Here is a 17,503-nt window from a genome sequence, read left to right on the forward strand (position 1 = left end):
ATATAACTTAGTATCGAGGTGAAACTATGCGTGTTACAAATAAAATGCTGACAAACAGCTTTTTAACAGATATGAATACAAATCTTAAGAACCTGCAGACTCTTCAGCAGCAGATGACCTCAGGGAAGGAAATAAGAAAACCTTCTGACGACCCTGCAAGAGTTGCAAGAGCTATGCAGCTTCATACAGACATAAATGCAAATAAACAATACAATAAAAATATAAGCGACACAATTAACTGGTTAGATACTACAGATACTGCCTTAGGCCAGGCTGGAAATGTGCTTCAAAGAGTAAGAGAGCTTCTTGTATCAGCAGGAAATGCTGCCTATGGCTCTAGTGAAAGACAATCTATTAAAGATGAAATTAACCAAAGAATAGATGAATTTGCACAAATTCTAAACACCAGCTTTGATGGTAAATATATATTTGGCGGAACTAGAGGCACAATTAAGCCAATGGCTACTTCTGAAATTGATTCATCGGTTGATACAGTAAATGGAAAAAACAAAGAACTTATTTATAATATGGATGTTCCTAACGCAAATGAAAGTATTGAGCTAAATAAAATTAATAAAAAAATGTTTGTTGAGATTTCCTCCGGAGTAACTATAGATTATAATGTTGCAGCAGGTGAAGTAATTGAATTTGATGGAAAAGATTTAAGACAGATATTTAAAAATATAGTAGATCATTTAGATGATGAAAACTCTGTTTCAAAGCTTACAAACGAGGATTTAACAGATATTGAAAAGGCAATAAATAATATCCTTAAAAAGCGTTCAGAGGTTGGAGCAAAGCAAAACAGAATGGAAGCTGCAAAAGAAAAAAATGAGGATGAGAGCTATAATTTAACCTCAATCTTATCTCGTACTGAGGATATAGATATAACTCAGAAGACAATGGAATATGCAACGCTTCAAACTGTTTATATGGCATCACTGCAAACAAGTGCAAAAGTACTTCAGCCAACGCTACTAGACTATTTAAGGTAAACAGTAACAAAAGGAGGATAGTATGAAACTTAATACAAAATATCACGGAGTAAGAGAATACAGAAGTGAAGATATAATAACCTTTAAAAAAGGATTGCCTGGCTTTGAAAACTTAAAAAAATTTATACTGTTTACTGTAGAGGAAAATGAGCTGTTCAACATACTTCAATCTATAGAAAATGAGGAAATAGGTATTGTAACCATTTCACCTTTTACAGTATTTGAGGATTATGAATTTAAGCTAAGCGATGAAAAGCTTAAAGAATTAAAAATAACTAGGCCAGAAGATGTTTTAGTTTTAAATACCGTTACTTTAAACTCAAAGGTTGAAAATATAACTACTAACCTGAAAGCTCCAATAGTTATAAATATAAATGAGAAGCTAGGGGAACAAATAATAATAGATAACGATAAATATAAGATAAAGCACCCATTATTTAATGGGGTAAAAGCTTTAAATGTGTTTTAACCGTTAGCTTTAAAAAGAGAGTAAGCACCCCGTATCCGACGAAAGGAAGGATTTTATGCTGGTTATAACAAGAAAAAAAGGAGAATCCATATTAATTGGCGATGATATAGAGATAACTGTAGTTAAAGTGGATGATGGTTCAGTCAAGCTATCTATTGCGGCACCAAAGAATATAACTATATTAAGAAAAGAGCTTTACAAGGAAGTAACGGAAGAAAATAAAAGTGCTATTACTTTTGACAGTTCTATATTAAAAAATATAAAAAAATAAGGTTTTGGATGGAGTGTTCAATATGGAAGTTAGAGGAATAGGTCAAGGAAGACAGATAACCTTAGATTTAAACAAAGCTGTTGATAGCTTTGGGCAGGCAAATAGCGAGCAGTTTTTGCAAAAATTCAAAAATGATAGCAATAAAAATACAGCAGGCAGTGATATAAAAGAAAAGGATTTAAAAAACGCTGTAGATAAGCTTAACAAATTTTTAGAAGATAACAAAACTCATGCGGAGTATGAAGTTCATGATAAACTAAATGATGTAATGATTAAAATAGTTGACGATAATACCGGAAAAGTAATACAAGAGATTCCTCCAAAGAAAATATTGGATATGGTAGCACAAATGATGGAGATGGTAGGAGTTCTTTTTGACAAAAAGGCGTAAAAGTTCTGCATAATACCTCAAGTAACAGGGGAGAGGTTTTCATGGAATATAGATTAAATAAAATTGATACCGACTTGCGCCAGAAAATAAATGAAAGTACAAAAGAAGGAAAGGTTCATGGTACAAAAAATATTTCTATAAATAAGGATAAAAAGGAAGAGAAAAAAGAAAAAAAGGATTATAGCCTTAAAAGATATAAGGCTACTCAAAAATTTTCAGTTGAAGCCGTTAAGACTGTAGTACAAAATTCCTCAAAAGGTTCTTTTATAGATGTTAAGAAATAATAACGCAAAACTATTAATCAGGTGGGTGAGAATAAAATGCAATCAAGTAATGCTTACAATGCTTATAAAAATAACAGTGTGAATTATGCTTCAAAGGAACAGCTGCTTTTAATGCTTTTAGATGGAGCTGTAAAATTTTCCAAAATAGGTAGACAGGCTATATTAGATAAGAACATTGCAAAGGCTCATGAAAATATAATTAAAACTCAGAATATATTTTATGAGCTTATAGCCAGTTTAGATGTTAACAGGGGTGGAGAATGGGCAAAAAGTTTAGTAAGTATTTATGATTTTATTATAAGGAGACTTAGGGATGCTAATATTAAGAAAGACATTGATATAATGAATGAAATCATTCCTTTAATTGAAGAAGTCAAAGATACTTGGAACGAAGCTTATAAGCTTTCCAAGGGAGCAAAATAATCTTAAAGTAAGCAGTTAAGATGAATGATAATATGTATATAACTGTTTATTAAACAGGATGGTGAAAATATGAGCAGTAAATTAAGAATAACAGGTATGGCTACCGGTTTGGATGTTGATACAGCGGTTAAGCAAATGCTGAAGGCTGAAAGTGCTAAAATTGATAAGGTAAAGCAAGCAAAACAAATTTTTCAGTGGCAGCAGGATTTATATAGAGAGATTGTTAGTGATTTAATAAGTTTAAGAAGCACTTATTTTGATGTTTTAAAGTCAGATACAAATATGCTGTCTAAGAATAATTATGCAGCCTTTGAGACTTCTAGCAGTGATAATACTATTGCAACAGCATCAGCCTCTACAGGAGCAGTATCAGGAAAGTATACTGTTAAAGTAAATCAGCTTGCCACAAGCGCCAGCATAACTTCAAATTCTATTATAGTTGATAGAACAAGTAATATTATAAGTCCATCAGACTGGGAAGGCAAAAGAATTAAGTTTAATGATATGGAAATAACTTTATCTTCCACTTTAAATTCTGTAGATGATATTGTCAATGATATAAACAGCAAAATTACTGCAGGATCAATGAAAGGTAAAGTACAGGTATCAAAGATAACAGATGGAGCTAATACCTATATAAAATTTGAAGCTTTAACTACAGAAAATATTAAAATAACAAATGTTGATAGTGTAGCTGATTTAGATGTGGTAAGCGGCAAAATAATTAATCCTTCCTTATCTACTAAGTTAGAAAATCTAGGTATGACAGATGCAGCCGGCTCTTTTAAATTTACCTATAACGGCAGTACGGTTTCTATTGATAATATTAGTAATCAGAGCACTTTAGGAGAACTTATACAAAGTATAAGCAATAAAACTTCTGGTAATGTTACTGCTAAGTTTAGTGAGTTAACAGGAAAATTTGAGTTAAGGACAACTTCTACCGGGGGAAGCACGGCAATTAATTTAGACAGCGGTACTACTAGCTCGCTTATTACTGCCTTAGGTCTGCCGGAAGATTTTACTATTAAGAACGGTCAAGATGCTAAAGTAGATATAACACCTCCTGGAGCAACATCACCAACTTCAGTAGTAAAGTCATCAAATATTTTTACAATTGATAATGTAAGTTATAACTTAACTCAGGCAGACTCAGCTAAAACTGTAGATATAACAGTTACTTTTAATGCTCAGAAGGCTTTTGATAAAATTAAAGCTTTTATTGATAAATATAACGAAATTGTAGAAAAAATAAACAGTAAAATAGATGAAAAGAAGCAGTACGACTATAAGCCGCTTACTGATGATCAAAAAAGCGAAATGAAAGAAGATGAAATTAAAAAATGGGAAGAAAAGGCAAAAGAAGGGTTATTGAAAAATGACAGCAGTCTTCAGAATATGCTTTACGCTATGAGAAATGCATTTTTTCAAAGTGTTGAGGGAGCTGGAATAACTCTTAAAGATTTAGGATTAAGCACTTCCAGCGATATATCCCAAAGAGGGAAAATTGTATTTAACAGTTCATTAGGCGGAGAACAAAAACTTAAAGACATGCTTGCAACGAGAGGAGAACAGGTTGCAAAGTTGTTTATGCAGACTTCTTCAAAGCAGCCTACCTACAGTCCGGATTTAACACAAACACAAAGAGAGAGCAGAAACAGTGACCAGGGAATTTTTCAAAGGATAAATGATATACTTCAGGATTATGTGAGAACTACAAGAAATAACAGCGGTAAAAAAGGAGTTCTTATTGAAAAGGCAGGTTTAAAAGGAGATTTTACAGAATATAACAACTTAATAACAAAACAGATACAAGCTAAGGATAAAATTATTTCTGATCTTACTCAAAAACTTGCAGATAAAGAGGAAAAATATTACCTGCAATTTTCAAAGCTGGAAACTGCCATGAATCAATTAAATTCTCAGTCCACATGGCTCTCTCAGCAGCTTGGTATGAGTACAGCTTAGTAAATGACAAAGCATAACAGATATTTTAAAAGAAAATAATGAATATAGGAGAGATGTTTATGGTCTTTCAGTTAAGAGAAGCACTAAATAATTATAGAAGCATAACTATAAAACTTATAGAGGAATTAGAAAAAGACAACTACGATGCATTAGAGACTCTTTTATCTGATAGACAAATGCTTATTGAACAAATGAATAAAATAAATTATTCTGCTAATGAATTTAAAAGTATATGTAATGAATTGCAAATATTGATGCTTCAGGAAAAACTAACTAAGCTGATGAATATCAAAAGAACTTATGTAAAAGACAAACTAGATAAGTTTAGTGCAAGAAAAACAGCTAATAGGAGCTATAGTAAAAGATTTAGTGTTGATGCATTGTATTTTAATAAAAAAATTTAATAAAATTTTTTTATTAAACATATAAAGTTATTATGTAGAATGACGATAAAAAAAGTATAAATAAAAAGAGTGGCCACTCTAGACTAATTATAGACGGCAGAAGGTTGCCGGTCAACAGTTGAGAGTTGAAAATTGAGAATGGAGAGTTAAAATGTTGATTTCTCTATGTTGAAGCTTCAATTTGAGATTGTTGAAAATCAATAATTCAACTGATTAGATGTTTATTATTATGTTGATAATTTTAACATAATAAAACATTTAGGAGGTTGAAAAGTTGAAGGAGAATTTGGTTTATGATAAGGCATTTAAGTTTGCTATAAGAATAGTTAATCTATACAAACATTTATGTCAAGATAAGAAAGAATTTGTTCTTTCAAAACAGGTTTTAAGGTCAGGGACTAGTGTAGGTGCAAACATTAAAGAAGGACTTTATGCTCAAAGCAAGAAAGATTTTTTATCTAAGATTTAGTATTGCACTTAAAGAATGTTCAGAAACTTTATATTGGTTAGAATTATTAAGTGCTGCTGAGTATATTGATATCAAAAATTCTAAAGAATTAATTGATGATTGTAGTGAAATTAATAGAATTTTGGCTTCTATAGTTAAAACTACAAAGGAAAAACTTAATTTAAATTAAGAGTTAAAATTTAAGAATTAAAAGTTAATGAAGAAAATTTTTAACAAAGTTAAAAATTTTCAACCTTTATTCTTAATTATTCACTCTCAATTCTTAATTCAAATCGTGTTAGTAGGCTCAAAGAGCTTAACTATAAATATTACAGTGGAAAAGGATGTCCACTTAAAAATTCAAGGAGGGAAAAATTATGATAATCAATCACAATCTTAATGCTTTAAACGCACACAGAAATATGACTGGAAACACTGCAGCAGCAGGCAAGTCAATGGAAAAACTTTCATCAGGACTTAGAATAAACAAAGCAGGAGATGACGCTGCAGGACTTGCTATCTCTGAAAAAATGAGAGGTCAAATTAGAGGATTAGACCAGGCTGCAAGAAATGCTCAAGATGGTATTTCTATGATTCAAACAGCAGAAGGTGCTCTAAATGAAACACACTCCATTCTTCAAAGAATGAGAGAATTAGCAGTACAAGCATCAAATGATACTTCAACACTAGATGATAGAAGAGAAATTCAAAAGGAAATGAATCAATTAACTGATGAAATTGATAGAATAGGTAATAATACCCAATTTAATACTAAAAATCTTATAGACGGTACAAATGCATCAACAGCACTTAAAGTCCATATTGGTGCTAATGCAGGACAAAATATGGATGTTACAATTGCTGATATGAGAAGTTCTGCTATAGGTTCAACAGCTGGTAGCGGTCAAACATCTTCAGCATCAATTGCTACTGATTTTAGCGGTGCATTAGATTCAGTATTACATTTAGCTGATGCTCAAACACCACAAAATCAAATGGATATTACATTAGATCAAGATTATGAAAACGCAGGTGCTGTAGTTGATGCAATAAATAATCAAATTCAAGGTAATGCTATATTCAAGGATAAAATTGAAGCTAAACTGCTTGATGGAAATAAGATAACATTAGTAAATAAAACATCAGAACAAATTACAACTTCTAATGGTGGTGGAACTGTAGATGTAGCTGATAGCTTAAAGATAACAGTAGGAGCTATAAATAATTCACTTACATCTGTTAATTCATTAAAGGTTACTAGTCCAGAAACTGCATCAACTGGTGGAGTTTTAACTCAAGGTGGAGCAAATAGTGCTATTACTGTAATTGATGATGCAATTAAAATGGTTTCAGCTGAACGTTCTAAATTAGGAGCTTATGCAAATAGATTAGAGCATACTATTAATAACCTTGGAACTTCATCAGAAAATTTAACAGCAGCAGAATCAAGAATTAGAGACGTAGACATGGCTAAAGAAATGATGGCATTCTCAAAGAACAACATTTTAAGTCAAGCTGCTCAAGCTATGATTTCTCAAGCTAACCAACAACCACAAGGAGTTCTTCAATTATTAAGATAATTGATAAACTAATAAAAGTAATAATAAGGAGTCAGGGTGAAAGCTCTGGCTTCTTTTTTCTCTATTTTTTATTTAGGTTAATTTGTTGAGAATAATATTAAAGAAAGGTATAATCAATAGAGAATATATGTAAGGGAGAGGTTTTTTATGGGTGCAAATGCAAAGAATTATGAATTTTATTCTTATGAGGAATTTGAAAAAATACAATTAGAAGAAGACAGGTTTAAGCTAGAATATGATAATGGATATATATACTACATGTCACCTGTTTTTCCTAACCATGATAGAATAAAAAATAAGATAGCCTTTGGCATTATGGATTATCTGAGAAAATCAGAAAAATGTGAAGTTTTTACTAGTGATGTTGCTGTTGTTTTCGAAAAATATAATGAGAAATATGAATATGAACCAGATGTAATGGTTTGTTGTGAGCCTGATAAGTTTGATGGTGCAAAATATAAAGGTATACCTTCTTTTATAATTGAGATATTATCTCATTCAACTGAACATAGAGACACAGGAATTAAGTTACAAGTTTACGAAAGATTCGAAGTTCCTGAATATTGGATAATTAACATAAAGGACAGCAGTATTAAAGTGTACAGTAATAATGTAAATGGAAAATATATGTCAATAAATACATATACTTTTGGCATGAAAATTAAATGTATGGACGGATTAATATTTGATGTAGATGACATATTTAGTGTAATTAAATAAATGACTTACAACTCATTCCATCCACTAGAGTTATATTTGTTTGGTTAAAATAATTTAGTTATATCTTTAATAATATAAAAAGGTTTAAATGTTTAGTGACGGATATAAAGGATGCTGTAATTTTAACGATAATATAGTTATAATTATTCGTAATATTTATTTTTGGAGTTGATAATATGAGATTAAGTCAAAATTTAGCATCGCTTAATATATATAAAGAACAATCAAAGATTTTAAATAAACAAAGTACATCTTTAGGAAGAATATCTTCTGGTATTAAAGCAAATAAAGCAAAGGATGATCCTAATGCTATAGCTCAAAGTGAAAGATTCAGGATGCAGATTAGAGGAGCACAAATGGCCAGCCGTAATGTTCAGGATGGAATAAGCATGCTTCAGACTTTTGACGGGGCACTAGGTAGTATAAATGAAATGCTTATAAGAGTTAGAGAGCTGGCTGTTAAAGCTGGAAATGGAACTAACAGCTTAGAAGATAAAAAAATTATTCAAAATGAAATAGACCAGCTGATGAAAGGTATAGATGATGTTGCAGCTTATACTGAGTTTAATGGAATTAAGCTTATAGGTTATGATAAAGTAATGAACAATGATGCACCAGTTATGAAAGATATGCCTGTAGGTAATAATCCTGATGAAAAAGTTCAAATTCCAATGTATGATTTATCAAGTTCTAAGCTTCTAGGAATTATAAATGTAACTGATTCAAATGGTATAGACAGTGCAATTGAAAGTATCGACAAGGCTATTAACATGGTAACTTCAATTTCCAGTAAGTATGGTGCACTAGAAAATAGATTTGAAAGCAGTTATGAAAATTTAAATGAGATAAGTGACAAAATGCAGTCAGCGGAAAGCAGCGTAAGAGATGTGGATATAGCTGAAGAAATGATAGAATTTGCAAAAAATAACATATTAATAGATGCAGGAAATGCTCTTATGGCACAGACAAATAAATTTCCCCAAGAAATACTTAGAATACTTGAAAATGTTAGAGGGTAAAATAAATAATTATAAAAAACGAACTCGGAAAATTCGGGTTCGTTTTTTTATATGTTTTGTAAATTGTTTAAAAGAATATAGTTATTAATAAATAATTAATAAATTATTACTTTTAATAAATCTGATTTTACTGTATTATATTATTGTTTTTAACTAGAAAATAAAGTTAACAAAAATAGTTTAATTTATATATAATGTTAACAGGAATTTGGATAAAACTTTATTATTTTTCTGTTTTGGCATAAAGCTCTAAAATTGTCGTTAAAAAAATTTGTTATAAAATAGCTGATTTTAAAAATGAAGTATACAAATAAAGTGTTTTCATGTAAAATAATAAATATAAAATGACTAATAGTTTGTTTAAAATATAATAATAGACAAAAATGTTGTTAGAGGTGAGATTCAAGTATGAGTAATTTGTCGATTAGCGATAATGTTTACAGCCTTTTAAAGAAAAGTCTTGATGCCTCTTCAATTAGAGGAAAGATTATAGCAAATAATATAGCAAATATAAATACTAAAGGCTACAAGAGGTATACAGTATCCTTTGAAGAAAATTTAAAAGAAAGTTTGCAAAGTTTTGCTATGAAGACTACAGATAAAAGGCATATAAACGATGAAGATACTTTTGGGGAAATTAAAATAACTCAGGATACAGCTTCAAGCATGAGAGAAGATGGAAACAATGTAGATATCGATAATGAAATGGCAAATCAAGCAGCAAATAATCTTATATATAATGCACTTATAAGTCAGGTTAACAGTAGAATTGCTATGGAAAGATATATCATAAAAGAAGGCAGGGGATAAGTTTTATGAATAACGCATTTAGTGCATTAAGAATTAGTGCCAGTGGTTTATCTGCAGAAAGGTTAAGAATGGATACTATAGCTTCAAATATAGCTAATGTTTCAACAACGAGAGGAAAAGATGGACAACCTTATATAAGGAAAATAGCTGTGTTTCAGGAGAATTTGGTCAAAGAGTTGAATAAATCTACAGGAAAAGTTGAAGAAAATCTTTTAGGTGTTAAGGCAGTAAGCATTGAAGAAGATCAGTCTCCTTTAAAAAGAGTGTATGATCCTTCACATCCCGATGCAGATGAAGAAGGCTATGTAAATATGCCTAATGTAAATATACTTAATGAAATGGCAGATATGATAGCTGCTACAAGAGCTTATGAAGCTAATGTCAGTGCAATGAATTCTGAAAAGAGTATGTTTTTAAAAGCTTTGGAAATAGGAAAATAATATAAAAATCATTTAATTACATGGAGGATATAAATGAAGATAAATGAATTTGTTCCAGATAGTAAAATATTTGAAAGCATAACTTTTGATAATAAATTAGAACAAAAAAATGAAGTCAGCTTTTTTGATACATTAATGGAGAAATTAGATGCAGTGAACGATAAACAGATAGAAGCAGACACAATGACAGAACAGTTTGTAATTGGAGAAGGCGGAGATATTCATGAAGTTATGCTTGCAACTGAAGAAGCAAAGATGTCTTTAGAGCTTGCTGTTCAAATTAGAAATAAAATTGTGGAAGCATATCAGGAAATTAACAAGATGCAGGTATAGTTAGTAGTTAGTGAGGAGTGCTAGGAATGGGCAAGCTATCGGAGATATTTAAAAGCTCTTATGAAAAATGGAAGAATATAAGTAAAGGTAAGAAGATAGCTTTAAGTGTTAGTTTTTTAGGAGCTTTAATAGCAATAATATATTTAGCTGTGTCTTTAGGGGCAACGAAGTATGATGTTTTATTTTCTGATCTTGACGCCACTGATGCAAATATAATAATAGAAAAATTAAAAGAGCAGAAGATAGAAAATTACAAGATTTCAGGAAATACTATAATGGTTCCGGAAGAAATGAGAGATAAGTTAAGGCTGGAGCTTGCTCCTCAGATTACTTCCGGTAGCAAGGGATGGGAGCTTTTCGACAGTTCAAATGCTTTTGGCTCAACAGATACTGAAACGAAAATACAATATCAAAGGGCACTTCAGGGAGAACTTGAAAAGACAATAAAGAGCTTTTCACAGGTTGACAAAGCACGAGTTGCTCTGGTTATGCCGGAAGATAGTGTTTTTGTAAAAGATTCTAGTCCAGCAAGTGCATCTATAACTCTTATGATGAAACCAGGACAAAGTCTTACACAAGAACAGGTTAAAGCTATTGTAGCACTTGTATCTGGAAGTGTGAAGAATTTACCTCGTGAAAATATACAAGTGATTGATGACAAAATGCAGCTTTTAACACAAGGATTATTTGATAATGATAGTGCCGATACAGGTATTGCCGCTGAGAAACAACAGCAAATGAAAAAGAATTATGAAAAAGAGCTGGAGAATAAAGTTTTAGACCAGCTTTCTAAGCCTTTTAAAAATAAAGTTACTGTTAAAATAAATGCAGATTTAGATTTTGATGCGGTTCAAAATGTCACAAATACAATCGATCCTAAAGGCAATAAAGTAAGTGAGAAATATATCAGGGATACAAATGGGAATACCACAACTAGACCTTCTCAAAGCCCTGTAGATAACAACATGACAAATAATACTACAACACAAAATAGCACAAATACAGAAAATGTGACTTATCAGGAAGAAACGATAAATTATGAGTATGGTAAGAGTGAAACTAAAACAGTAAAAGCTCTTGGTTCAGTAAAGAGAATAACTGCTTCAGTTATTATTGACGGAAATTTAGATGATACTACTAAGAATCAAATAACATCACTTGTTGCAGGTGCAATTGGTTTTAATGAAAACAGGGGAGACATTATAAATGTAGAAGGTATAAAATTTGATTCTACAGATGCTGATAATGCTAAAAAAGCTTTAGAGGAAATGGAAGCTCAGCAGGCAGAAGAAAAGAAGCTTAATCAATATAAGCTTATTGGAGCAGGGGCAGGTTTATTAGGACTTTTAATTTTAATAATAGTTATATTTATAAGAAGAAAGAAAGGCAGCTCAAAGGTAGAGGAACAATTGGAAGCAATGTCAAGCCCTCAGGGAATTAATGTGCTTATAGGTGATGATGAAAAGCAGCCTAAAGTTCAGTTTAAACCTATAGATTTTGATATGGAAGAAAATAATGAAAAACTGCACATTGAAAAGGAAATAAAAAGATATGCTGCTGAAAAGCCAGATCAAGTTGCTGACATTATTAAATCCTGGTTGGCAGAAGATGAGAGGTGGTAGTATATGGCTAATAGAGAAAACAAGTTAACTGGTGTTCAGAAAGCAGCCATATTATTTATAACCTTAGGGCCTGATGCGGCTGCAGGAATAATCAAAAAACTTCCAGAATCAGAAATTCAGAAAATAACCTATGAAATTGCAAATATAACTTCTGTTCGTTCAGAACAGAAGGAGGAAATATTAAATGAATTTATTCACATGAACAGAGCCAAGGATTTCATAATAGAAGGTGGCATAGAATATGCAAGAGTACTTCTTGGGAAAGCCCTTGGGCCTCAAAGAGCAAAAGAAATAATGGATAAGGTTACAGAAGCTACACAGCAGTTTAGGCCTTTTTCTATCGCAAGGAAAGCTGATGCACATCAGCTGCTAAATATAATTTCAAATGAGCACCCTCAGACTATAGCTTTAGTGCTTTGTTATCTTCAAGCAGATAAGGCAGGACAAATATTGTCTGCACTTCCTGAGGATATACAGACTGAAGTTGCCTATAGAATCGCAACTATGAGTAATACTTCTCCTGCAGTTGTAAAGGAAATAGAAAAAGTGCTTGATTCTAAACTGTCTAATGTTGTTAAGTCTGACATGACAGTTTTAGGAGGAGTTCAAACACTTGTTGATATTTTAAATCAAGTTGATAGAACTACAGAGAGAAATATTACAGAAGGTCTGGAAAGAGAAAATGCAGAGCTTGCAGAAAGAATTAAGGAATCTATGTTTGTATTTGAAGATATTGTTACTCTTGATGACGTATCTATTCAAAGAGTGCTCAGGGAAGTTGATACAAAAGAATTGGCTCTTGCACTTAAAGGCTGCTCTGAGGAAGTTGCAAATGCAATCTTCAGAAACCAATCCAAGAGAGCTGCTGCTACTTTAAAAGAAGACATGGAATTCTTAGGACCAGTAAGGCTTGTTGATGTTGAGAAATCACAGCAGAAAATTGTTGCTATAATTAGAAGATTAGATGAAGTAGGGGAAATTGTCATCTCAAGAGGTGGAGAAGATGCAATTATCGTATAATGTGATTAAAAATAACAGTATTAAAAATTCAGGTTTTAAATCAATAGTTACTGAAAAAGAGTTTCCAGCAGCAAAGGCTGAAACTGAAGAAAATATTAAAAATAACATTGAGAGTTATGAAAATTTAGCTAAAACTATGCTTGAAAATGCCCGTAGGCAAAGCGAACGTATACTTTCAAAAGCCTATGAGGAAGCAAGAGCCCTTGAGGAAGAAGCTTCAGTTAAATCTCAAGAAGTTTATGAAAGAGCTTACAGACAAGGTTATGAGGAAGGCTACAGCAAGGCTTATAATGAAGCTTTGAAAAAGGCTGAAACTGAAAGAAATTCAATAGTTTCAACTGCTGAAAAGCTGCTTAAAAATGCCAAAATTGAGTATGAAAAGTATCTTGAAAGCAAGGCTTTAGAAATTAAGGATCTAATATTAACTATAGCTGAAACTGTGTTTAAAAGAGAAGTTGAGGCTGAGGATTTTATAAATAATATGATATTTGAGGCTCTTGAAAATTCTAAAAATGCAAAAAATTTTATCATAAGGTGTAATGCTGTTTATGTAGAAGAACTGAAATTACAAGCTGAGAGTTGGAAAGAGCAGCTAGGTTATATTGGAGATATATTTATTGTAAGAGATGATAGTATAGAACCAGGGAATGCTCTTATAGATAAAGGTAATGGAAAAGTAACAGTTGGAGTTAAATTTGCGCTTGAGAAGATGAAAGCTATTCTCGAAGGGAAGGAGTAAAATGCTGTCAATTGATTTTCAGGCTATAAAAAGAAAAATTCAAAGTGCAGAGTGGATGCATGTAGAAGGTATTGTGAAAAAAGTTATAGGTTTAACAGTTGAGGTAGAAGGTATTAATGCTTTTGTTGGAGAGGTATGTACTATTTATAATGAAAAAAATGAACCTGTAACTTGTGAAGCAGTAGGATTTAAGGAAAATAACGTCATTTTAATGCCTCTTGGTGAATTGTCAGCAATAGCTCCTGGTTGCAGGGTTGTTGCAGAGGGAAAGCCTTTAAGTGTAAGCTGTTCTGAGGATTTATTTGGAAAGGTGCTTGATGGATTAGGCAATCCTTTAGATGGAGAAAAGCTGAAAACTGGTGTGCCATACAATCTGGATAGAGACCCTCCGGATCCTTTAAAAAGAAAGAGGATTAAGAACATACTTCCTACAGGAGTAAGAGCTATAGATGGTTTTTTAACCTGTGGAGAAGGTCAGAGAGTCGGTATTTTTGCTGGAAGTGGTGTTGGAAAGAGTACTACTTTAGGTATGATAGCCAGATATGCTCAGGCTGATGTGAATGTTATTGCTCTTATAGGGGAAAGAGGAAGAGAGGTTCTTGACTTTATTGAAAGAGACCTTGGAGAAGAGGGACTTAAAAAATCAGTAATTGTTTGTGCTACTTCTGACAGGCCTGCTCTTGTAAGACTGAAGGGGGCTTTTACTGCAACAGCTATTGCAGAATATTTTAGAGACCAAGGTAAAAAGGTTATTTTAATGATGGATTCAGTTACCAGATTTGCTATGGCTCAAAGAGAAGTAGGACTTGCTATTGGAGAGCCTCCAGCAACTAAAGGTTATACACCTTCAGTTTTTGCGATGCTTCCTCGGCTTATGGAGCGTTCAGGTATGTCTGATAAAGGTTCTATAACTGCTTTTTATACAGTTCTTGTTGATGGAGATGATTTTAATGAGCCAATAGCTGATGCGGTTAGGGGTATATTAGATGGGCATATAGTTCTTTCAAGAGCCTTAGCTGCAAAAAATCATTATCCTGCCATAGATGTTTTAAGCAGCATAAGCAGATTAATGCCTGAAATTGCTGATGATGACCATAAGAAAATTGCTTCCTTTGCCAGAGATCTGCTTGCAACTTATAAAGATTCGGAAGATTTGATAAATATCGGAGCCTATGTAAAAGGCAGCAATAAAAAGGTAGATTTAGCTATTAATTATAATGATTCTATAGAAAAGTTTTTAAAGCAGGGAATTAAAGAGCATACAGATTTTAAAGGGTGTTTAGCTGCACTTAAAAATATTTTTAATTAAGGAGTGCTTAACTTTTGAATAATTTTAAGTTTAGACTTCAAAAGCTTTTAGATATAAGAAATGATAAAGAGGAAGAAAGCAGGAGAATATTTAAAGAAGCACAGCTTGAAAAGGAAAGAGCAGAGGAAAAGTTTAAAACTCTTAAGGAAAGCTATAAAAGATATAAAGAGTTTTCTCCAGATGAAAGTTTAGTTGAGCAAAAGATTAAGCACATATATTTAAATGCACTTACTAATTCTATTGCGGAAGCAGAGTTAGAACTGCAGGATAAAATCAAAAAGCTGGAAGAAAAGAGAGAGCAGTTAAAGATGCGGCAAATTGAGAGAAAAACAGTTGAAATTCTTAAGGACAAGCAGTTTCAGGTTTTTTTAAAAGAGCAAAATTCTATTGAGCAAAAAGTAAATGACGAATTTGCTCTTTATGGATTTTTAAGAGCACATGAAGGGAGGTGAAAAGGTGGAAACAGGAAATATAATCACGTCAGTAGCTGATCTAAACTTAAGTGCTATAAAAGTTAAAAGGGAACTTACGCAGGAAAAAAATAAAGCTTTTACTAAAATATTAAAAAGTGCCGAGAAGGAAACTGAAAAACTAAAGAATTTAGACAAAGATAGTGAAATTATAAATGAAAAAGATCAGAATATACAAGTAGAAACTGAAGTTACAGAAGACAGCATTTCAGGTAATGAAGACAGCGAGCTTATAAATTTGCTTTTAACTTTAATCAATTATTCAAGTGCTACTAAACAGTCGGAGTTATTAAGTTCTATTGAACAGGGAGATTTAAAACAGATTGAAAATATTTTTTCAGAGTTAGTATCTAATTCATTTTTAGGAAGTTCAATAAAAGATAACAGCATTAATTCAGATGCTTTATCAAGTAATAATGTTTACTTAGAAAATATAAGTATCGATACTGAGGTTAATAATGTAGTTAGTAAATTAAAAGAAGCTGTTATTATGGGTTTTCAAGGACAAAGTGAGAAACTTAATAATGACAATAGTCAGATTATTGAGAAGACTTTACTTCAAAAAATTAATGAGTCTTTCTTTGTGAAAAATAATAACGAAGGTGATATTAAGGAAACTAGCATTATAGTACCTAAGGTTAAGGTTAGACAACAGGAAGAATTCACAGAAATCAAGCAAGCAATAGATTACTCTCTTAATAATAAGGATAATGCAACAAAAGAAGATGCTATATTAAGCTATAGTGATAAAACTTCACAGCAAATGATAAATAATCCTTCTTATAAGGAGGAAAAGATTTTATTAGATTTATTAGGAGATGGCTCAAGAAAAGAAAAAGATAATTTCTCTGATAAAATTACAAATATGTTAAACAGATTTGAAGCTGTAAAAGCAGAAAAAACCTTGACATTGGAAAATAAAATAATTATTAACAAAAATAGTTTAAATACGGATGTTATAAAAGCTGTAAAATATATGGATTTAAATAACATAAAAGAACTGACTGTAAAGATTATACCTAAGGAATTAGGTGAAATTGTAATTAGGCTTACAATGGATAATGGAGTTTTAAAAGCAAATTTAACTGCTGCTAATAAAGATACTTTTGAGCTTTTAAATTCACAGCTTCCAATAATAAATAATGAACTATCAAAGCAGAATATGAGCATTCAAAGTTTCAGTTTAAGTCTTTATAATGGAGATAATTTTTTGTTTAACAGTAATGGAAATAGTGAAGACAGCAGCAGGCAACAGGGAAGAAAAGGGACTAAAATTACAGCATCAGGTGAAGAGGAAGTTGTAGAAGAATACAGCTTAGAACAAAGCAATGTGAATATATTAGCTTAGAATTTTCACAAGGAGGATTACTATGGCAGTAAATTCAACTAGTTTAGCCACGGCAACAACTGATAGGGGTACTAAAATTGTTAGATCAACAAATGAAATGGATAAAAATGCTTTTTTAAGAATTTTGACTGCAGAGTTGTCAAATCAAAATCCTGAGAATGCTACAGATTCTACACAATATGTAGCTCAGATGGCTCAATTTGCAGCATTAGAACAAATGACTAATTTAAACAGTACTATGAGCTTTATGGGAGCTTCAGCCCTAATTGGAAAAACAGTAGGATTGAATACTGTAGATGAGACTGGAAATCAGTATATAGGAATAGTAAAGGGAGCTACAAAAGACGGCGGAGAAATTATTTTAAGTGTGGAAATTGAAAAAAACAATACAAAACAGCTTATGGAGTTTTCGTATAAAGATGTTTTAGATGTTTATTAGT

At 31.7% G+C, this 17,503-nt stretch carries 21 protein-coding genes and 1 pseudogene; all 22 read left to right on the top strand.

The annotated features are described in order from the left end of the window. Positions 1-26: 26 nt before the first annotated feature. The 22 genes and pseudogenes from flgL to M2651_RS08045 all read left to right on the top strand — a co-directional run bounded on the left by flgL (position 27) and on the right by M2651_RS08045 (position 17,502). The gene (gene flgL, locus M2651_RS07940; protein WP_252131810.1) at positions 27-995 is read left to right on the top strand and encodes a flagellar hook-associated protein FlgL; all 969 of its coding nucleotides are present in this window, start codon (positions 27-29) and stop codon (positions 993-995) included. A 22-nt stretch (positions 996-1,017) separates the two neighbouring features. Beyond that, complete coding sequence (fliW, locus tag M2651_RS07945) at positions 1,018-1,464, top strand: flagellar assembly protein FliW (protein WP_252131811.1); 447 nt, start codon at positions 1,018-1,020, stop codon at positions 1,462-1,464. A 55-nt stretch (positions 1,465-1,519) separates the two neighbouring features. Then, positions 1,520-1,735, top strand: a complete 216-nt coding sequence (gene csrA, locus M2651_RS07950; protein ID WP_252131812.1) for a carbon storage regulator CsrA — start codon at positions 1,520-1,522, stop codon at positions 1,733-1,735. A 22-nt stretch (positions 1,736-1,757) separates the two neighbouring features. Beyond that, positions 1,758-2,126 (top strand): flagellar protein FlaG, encoded by a 369-nt coding sequence (locus M2651_RS07955; protein WP_252131813.1) that lies wholly within the window; start codon positions 1,758-1,760, stop codon positions 2,124-2,126. A 41-nt stretch (positions 2,127-2,167) separates the two neighbouring features. After that, positions 2,168-2,410: a hypothetical protein gene (locus M2651_RS07960; protein WP_252131814.1), complete on the top strand. Its 243-nt coding sequence runs from the start codon at positions 2,168-2,170 to the stop codon at positions 2,408-2,410. A 36-nt stretch (positions 2,411-2,446) separates the two neighbouring features. Continuing rightward, on the top strand, positions 2,447-2,833 hold the full coding sequence (fliS, locus tag M2651_RS07965) for a flagellar export chaperone FliS (RefSeq protein WP_252131815.1): 387 nt from the start codon (positions 2,447-2,449) through the stop codon (positions 2,831-2,833). Positions 2,834-2,902: 69 nt separating this feature from the next. After that, positions 2,903-4,801: a flagellar filament capping protein FliD gene (fliD, locus tag M2651_RS07970; RefSeq protein ID WP_252131816.1), complete on the top strand. Its 1,899-nt coding sequence runs from the start codon at positions 2,903-2,905 to the stop codon at positions 4,799-4,801. 59 nt (positions 4,802-4,860) lie between these two features. Continuing rightward, positions 4,861-5,205, top strand: a complete 345-nt coding sequence (gene fliT, locus M2651_RS07975) for a flagellar protein FliT (RefSeq protein ID WP_252131817.1) — start codon at positions 4,861-4,863, stop codon at positions 5,203-5,205. Between the two features lie 274 nt (positions 5,206-5,479). Next, positions 5,480-5,843 (top strand): annotated as a pseudogene (locus M2651_RS07980) (four helix bundle protein). Between the two features lie 187 nt (positions 5,844-6,030). Further along, complete coding sequence (locus tag M2651_RS07985) at positions 6,031-7,233, top strand: flagellin N-terminal helical domain-containing protein (RefSeq protein ID WP_252131818.1); 1,203 nt, start codon at positions 6,031-6,033, stop codon at positions 7,231-7,233. A 147-nt stretch (positions 7,234-7,380) separates the two neighbouring features. Then, positions 7,381-7,953 carry a Uma2 family endonuclease gene (locus M2651_RS07990; RefSeq protein WP_252131819.1) on the top strand — a complete coding sequence of 191 codons (573 nt, stop codon included), beginning with the start codon at positions 7,381-7,383 and terminating at the stop codon, positions 7,951-7,953. A gap of 176 nt (positions 7,954-8,129) precedes the next feature. Beyond that, complete coding sequence (locus M2651_RS07995) at positions 8,130-8,972, top strand: flagellin (protein ID WP_252131820.1); 843 nt, start codon at positions 8,130-8,132, stop codon at positions 8,970-8,972. A 408-nt stretch (positions 8,973-9,380) separates the two neighbouring features. Continuing rightward, entirely contained in the window at positions 9,381-9,782 is a 402-nt protein-coding gene (gene flgB, locus M2651_RS08000; RefSeq protein ID WP_252131821.1) for a flagellar basal body rod protein FlgB, read from the top strand. 5 nt (positions 9,783-9,787) lie between these two features. Further along, on the top strand, positions 9,788-10,222 hold the full coding sequence (flgC, locus tag M2651_RS08005) for a flagellar basal body rod protein FlgC (RefSeq protein ID WP_252131822.1): 435 nt from the start codon (positions 9,788-9,790) through the stop codon (positions 10,220-10,222). Between the two features lie 33 nt (positions 10,223-10,255). Next, positions 10,256-10,555 carry a flagellar hook-basal body complex protein FliE gene (gene fliE / locus M2651_RS08010; RefSeq protein WP_252131823.1) on the top strand — a complete coding sequence of 100 codons (300 nt, stop codon included), beginning with the start codon at positions 10,256-10,258 and terminating at the stop codon, positions 10,553-10,555. Positions 10,556-10,581: 26 nt separating this feature from the next. Beyond that, positions 10,582-12,177, top strand: coding sequence for a flagellar basal-body MS-ring/collar protein FliF (gene fliF, locus M2651_RS08015; protein WP_252131824.1), 1,596 nt, complete (start codon positions 10,582-10,584; stop codon positions 12,175-12,177). Positions 12,178-12,180: 3 nt separating this feature from the next. Continuing rightward, a complete protein-coding gene (gene fliG / locus M2651_RS08020; RefSeq protein WP_252131825.1) occupies positions 12,181-13,197 on the top strand; it encodes a flagellar motor switch protein FliG in 1,017 nt (338 codons plus the stop codon). Next, positions 13,181-13,936, top strand: coding sequence for a FliH/SctL family protein (locus M2651_RS08025; protein WP_252131826.1), 756 nt, complete (start codon positions 13,181-13,183; stop codon positions 13,934-13,936). The genes fliG and M2651_RS08025 overlap by 17 nt, the downstream gene beginning before the upstream one ends. A 1-nt stretch (position 13,937) precedes the next feature. Beyond that, positions 13,938-15,245, top strand: a complete 1,308-nt coding sequence (fliI, locus tag M2651_RS08030) for a flagellar protein export ATPase FliI (protein ID WP_252131827.1) — start codon at positions 13,938-13,940, stop codon at positions 15,243-15,245. 14 nt (positions 15,246-15,259) lie between these two features. Beyond that, positions 15,260-15,697 carry a flagellar export protein FliJ gene (fliJ, locus tag M2651_RS08035; protein WP_252131828.1) on the top strand — a complete coding sequence of 146 codons (438 nt, stop codon included), beginning with the start codon at positions 15,260-15,262 and terminating at the stop codon, positions 15,695-15,697. Between the two features lie 4 nt (positions 15,698-15,701). After that, the gene (locus M2651_RS14440; RefSeq protein WP_252131829.1) at positions 15,702-17,063 is read left to right on the top strand and encodes a flagellar hook-length control protein FliK; all 1,362 of its coding nucleotides are present in this window, start codon (positions 15,702-15,704) and stop codon (positions 17,061-17,063) included. Positions 17,064-17,085: 22 nt separating this feature from the next. Beyond that, a complete protein-coding gene (locus M2651_RS08045; RefSeq protein WP_252131830.1) occupies positions 17,086-17,502 on the top strand; it encodes a flagellar hook assembly protein FlgD in 417 nt (138 codons plus the stop codon). Position 17,503: the final 1 nt, after the last annotated feature.

It is taken from the genome of Clostridium caldaquaticum (assembly GCF_023806125.1).
Taxonomy (GTDB): Bacteria; Bacillota; Clostridia; order Clostridiales; family Clostridiaceae; genus Clostridium_AT; species Clostridium_AT caldaquaticum.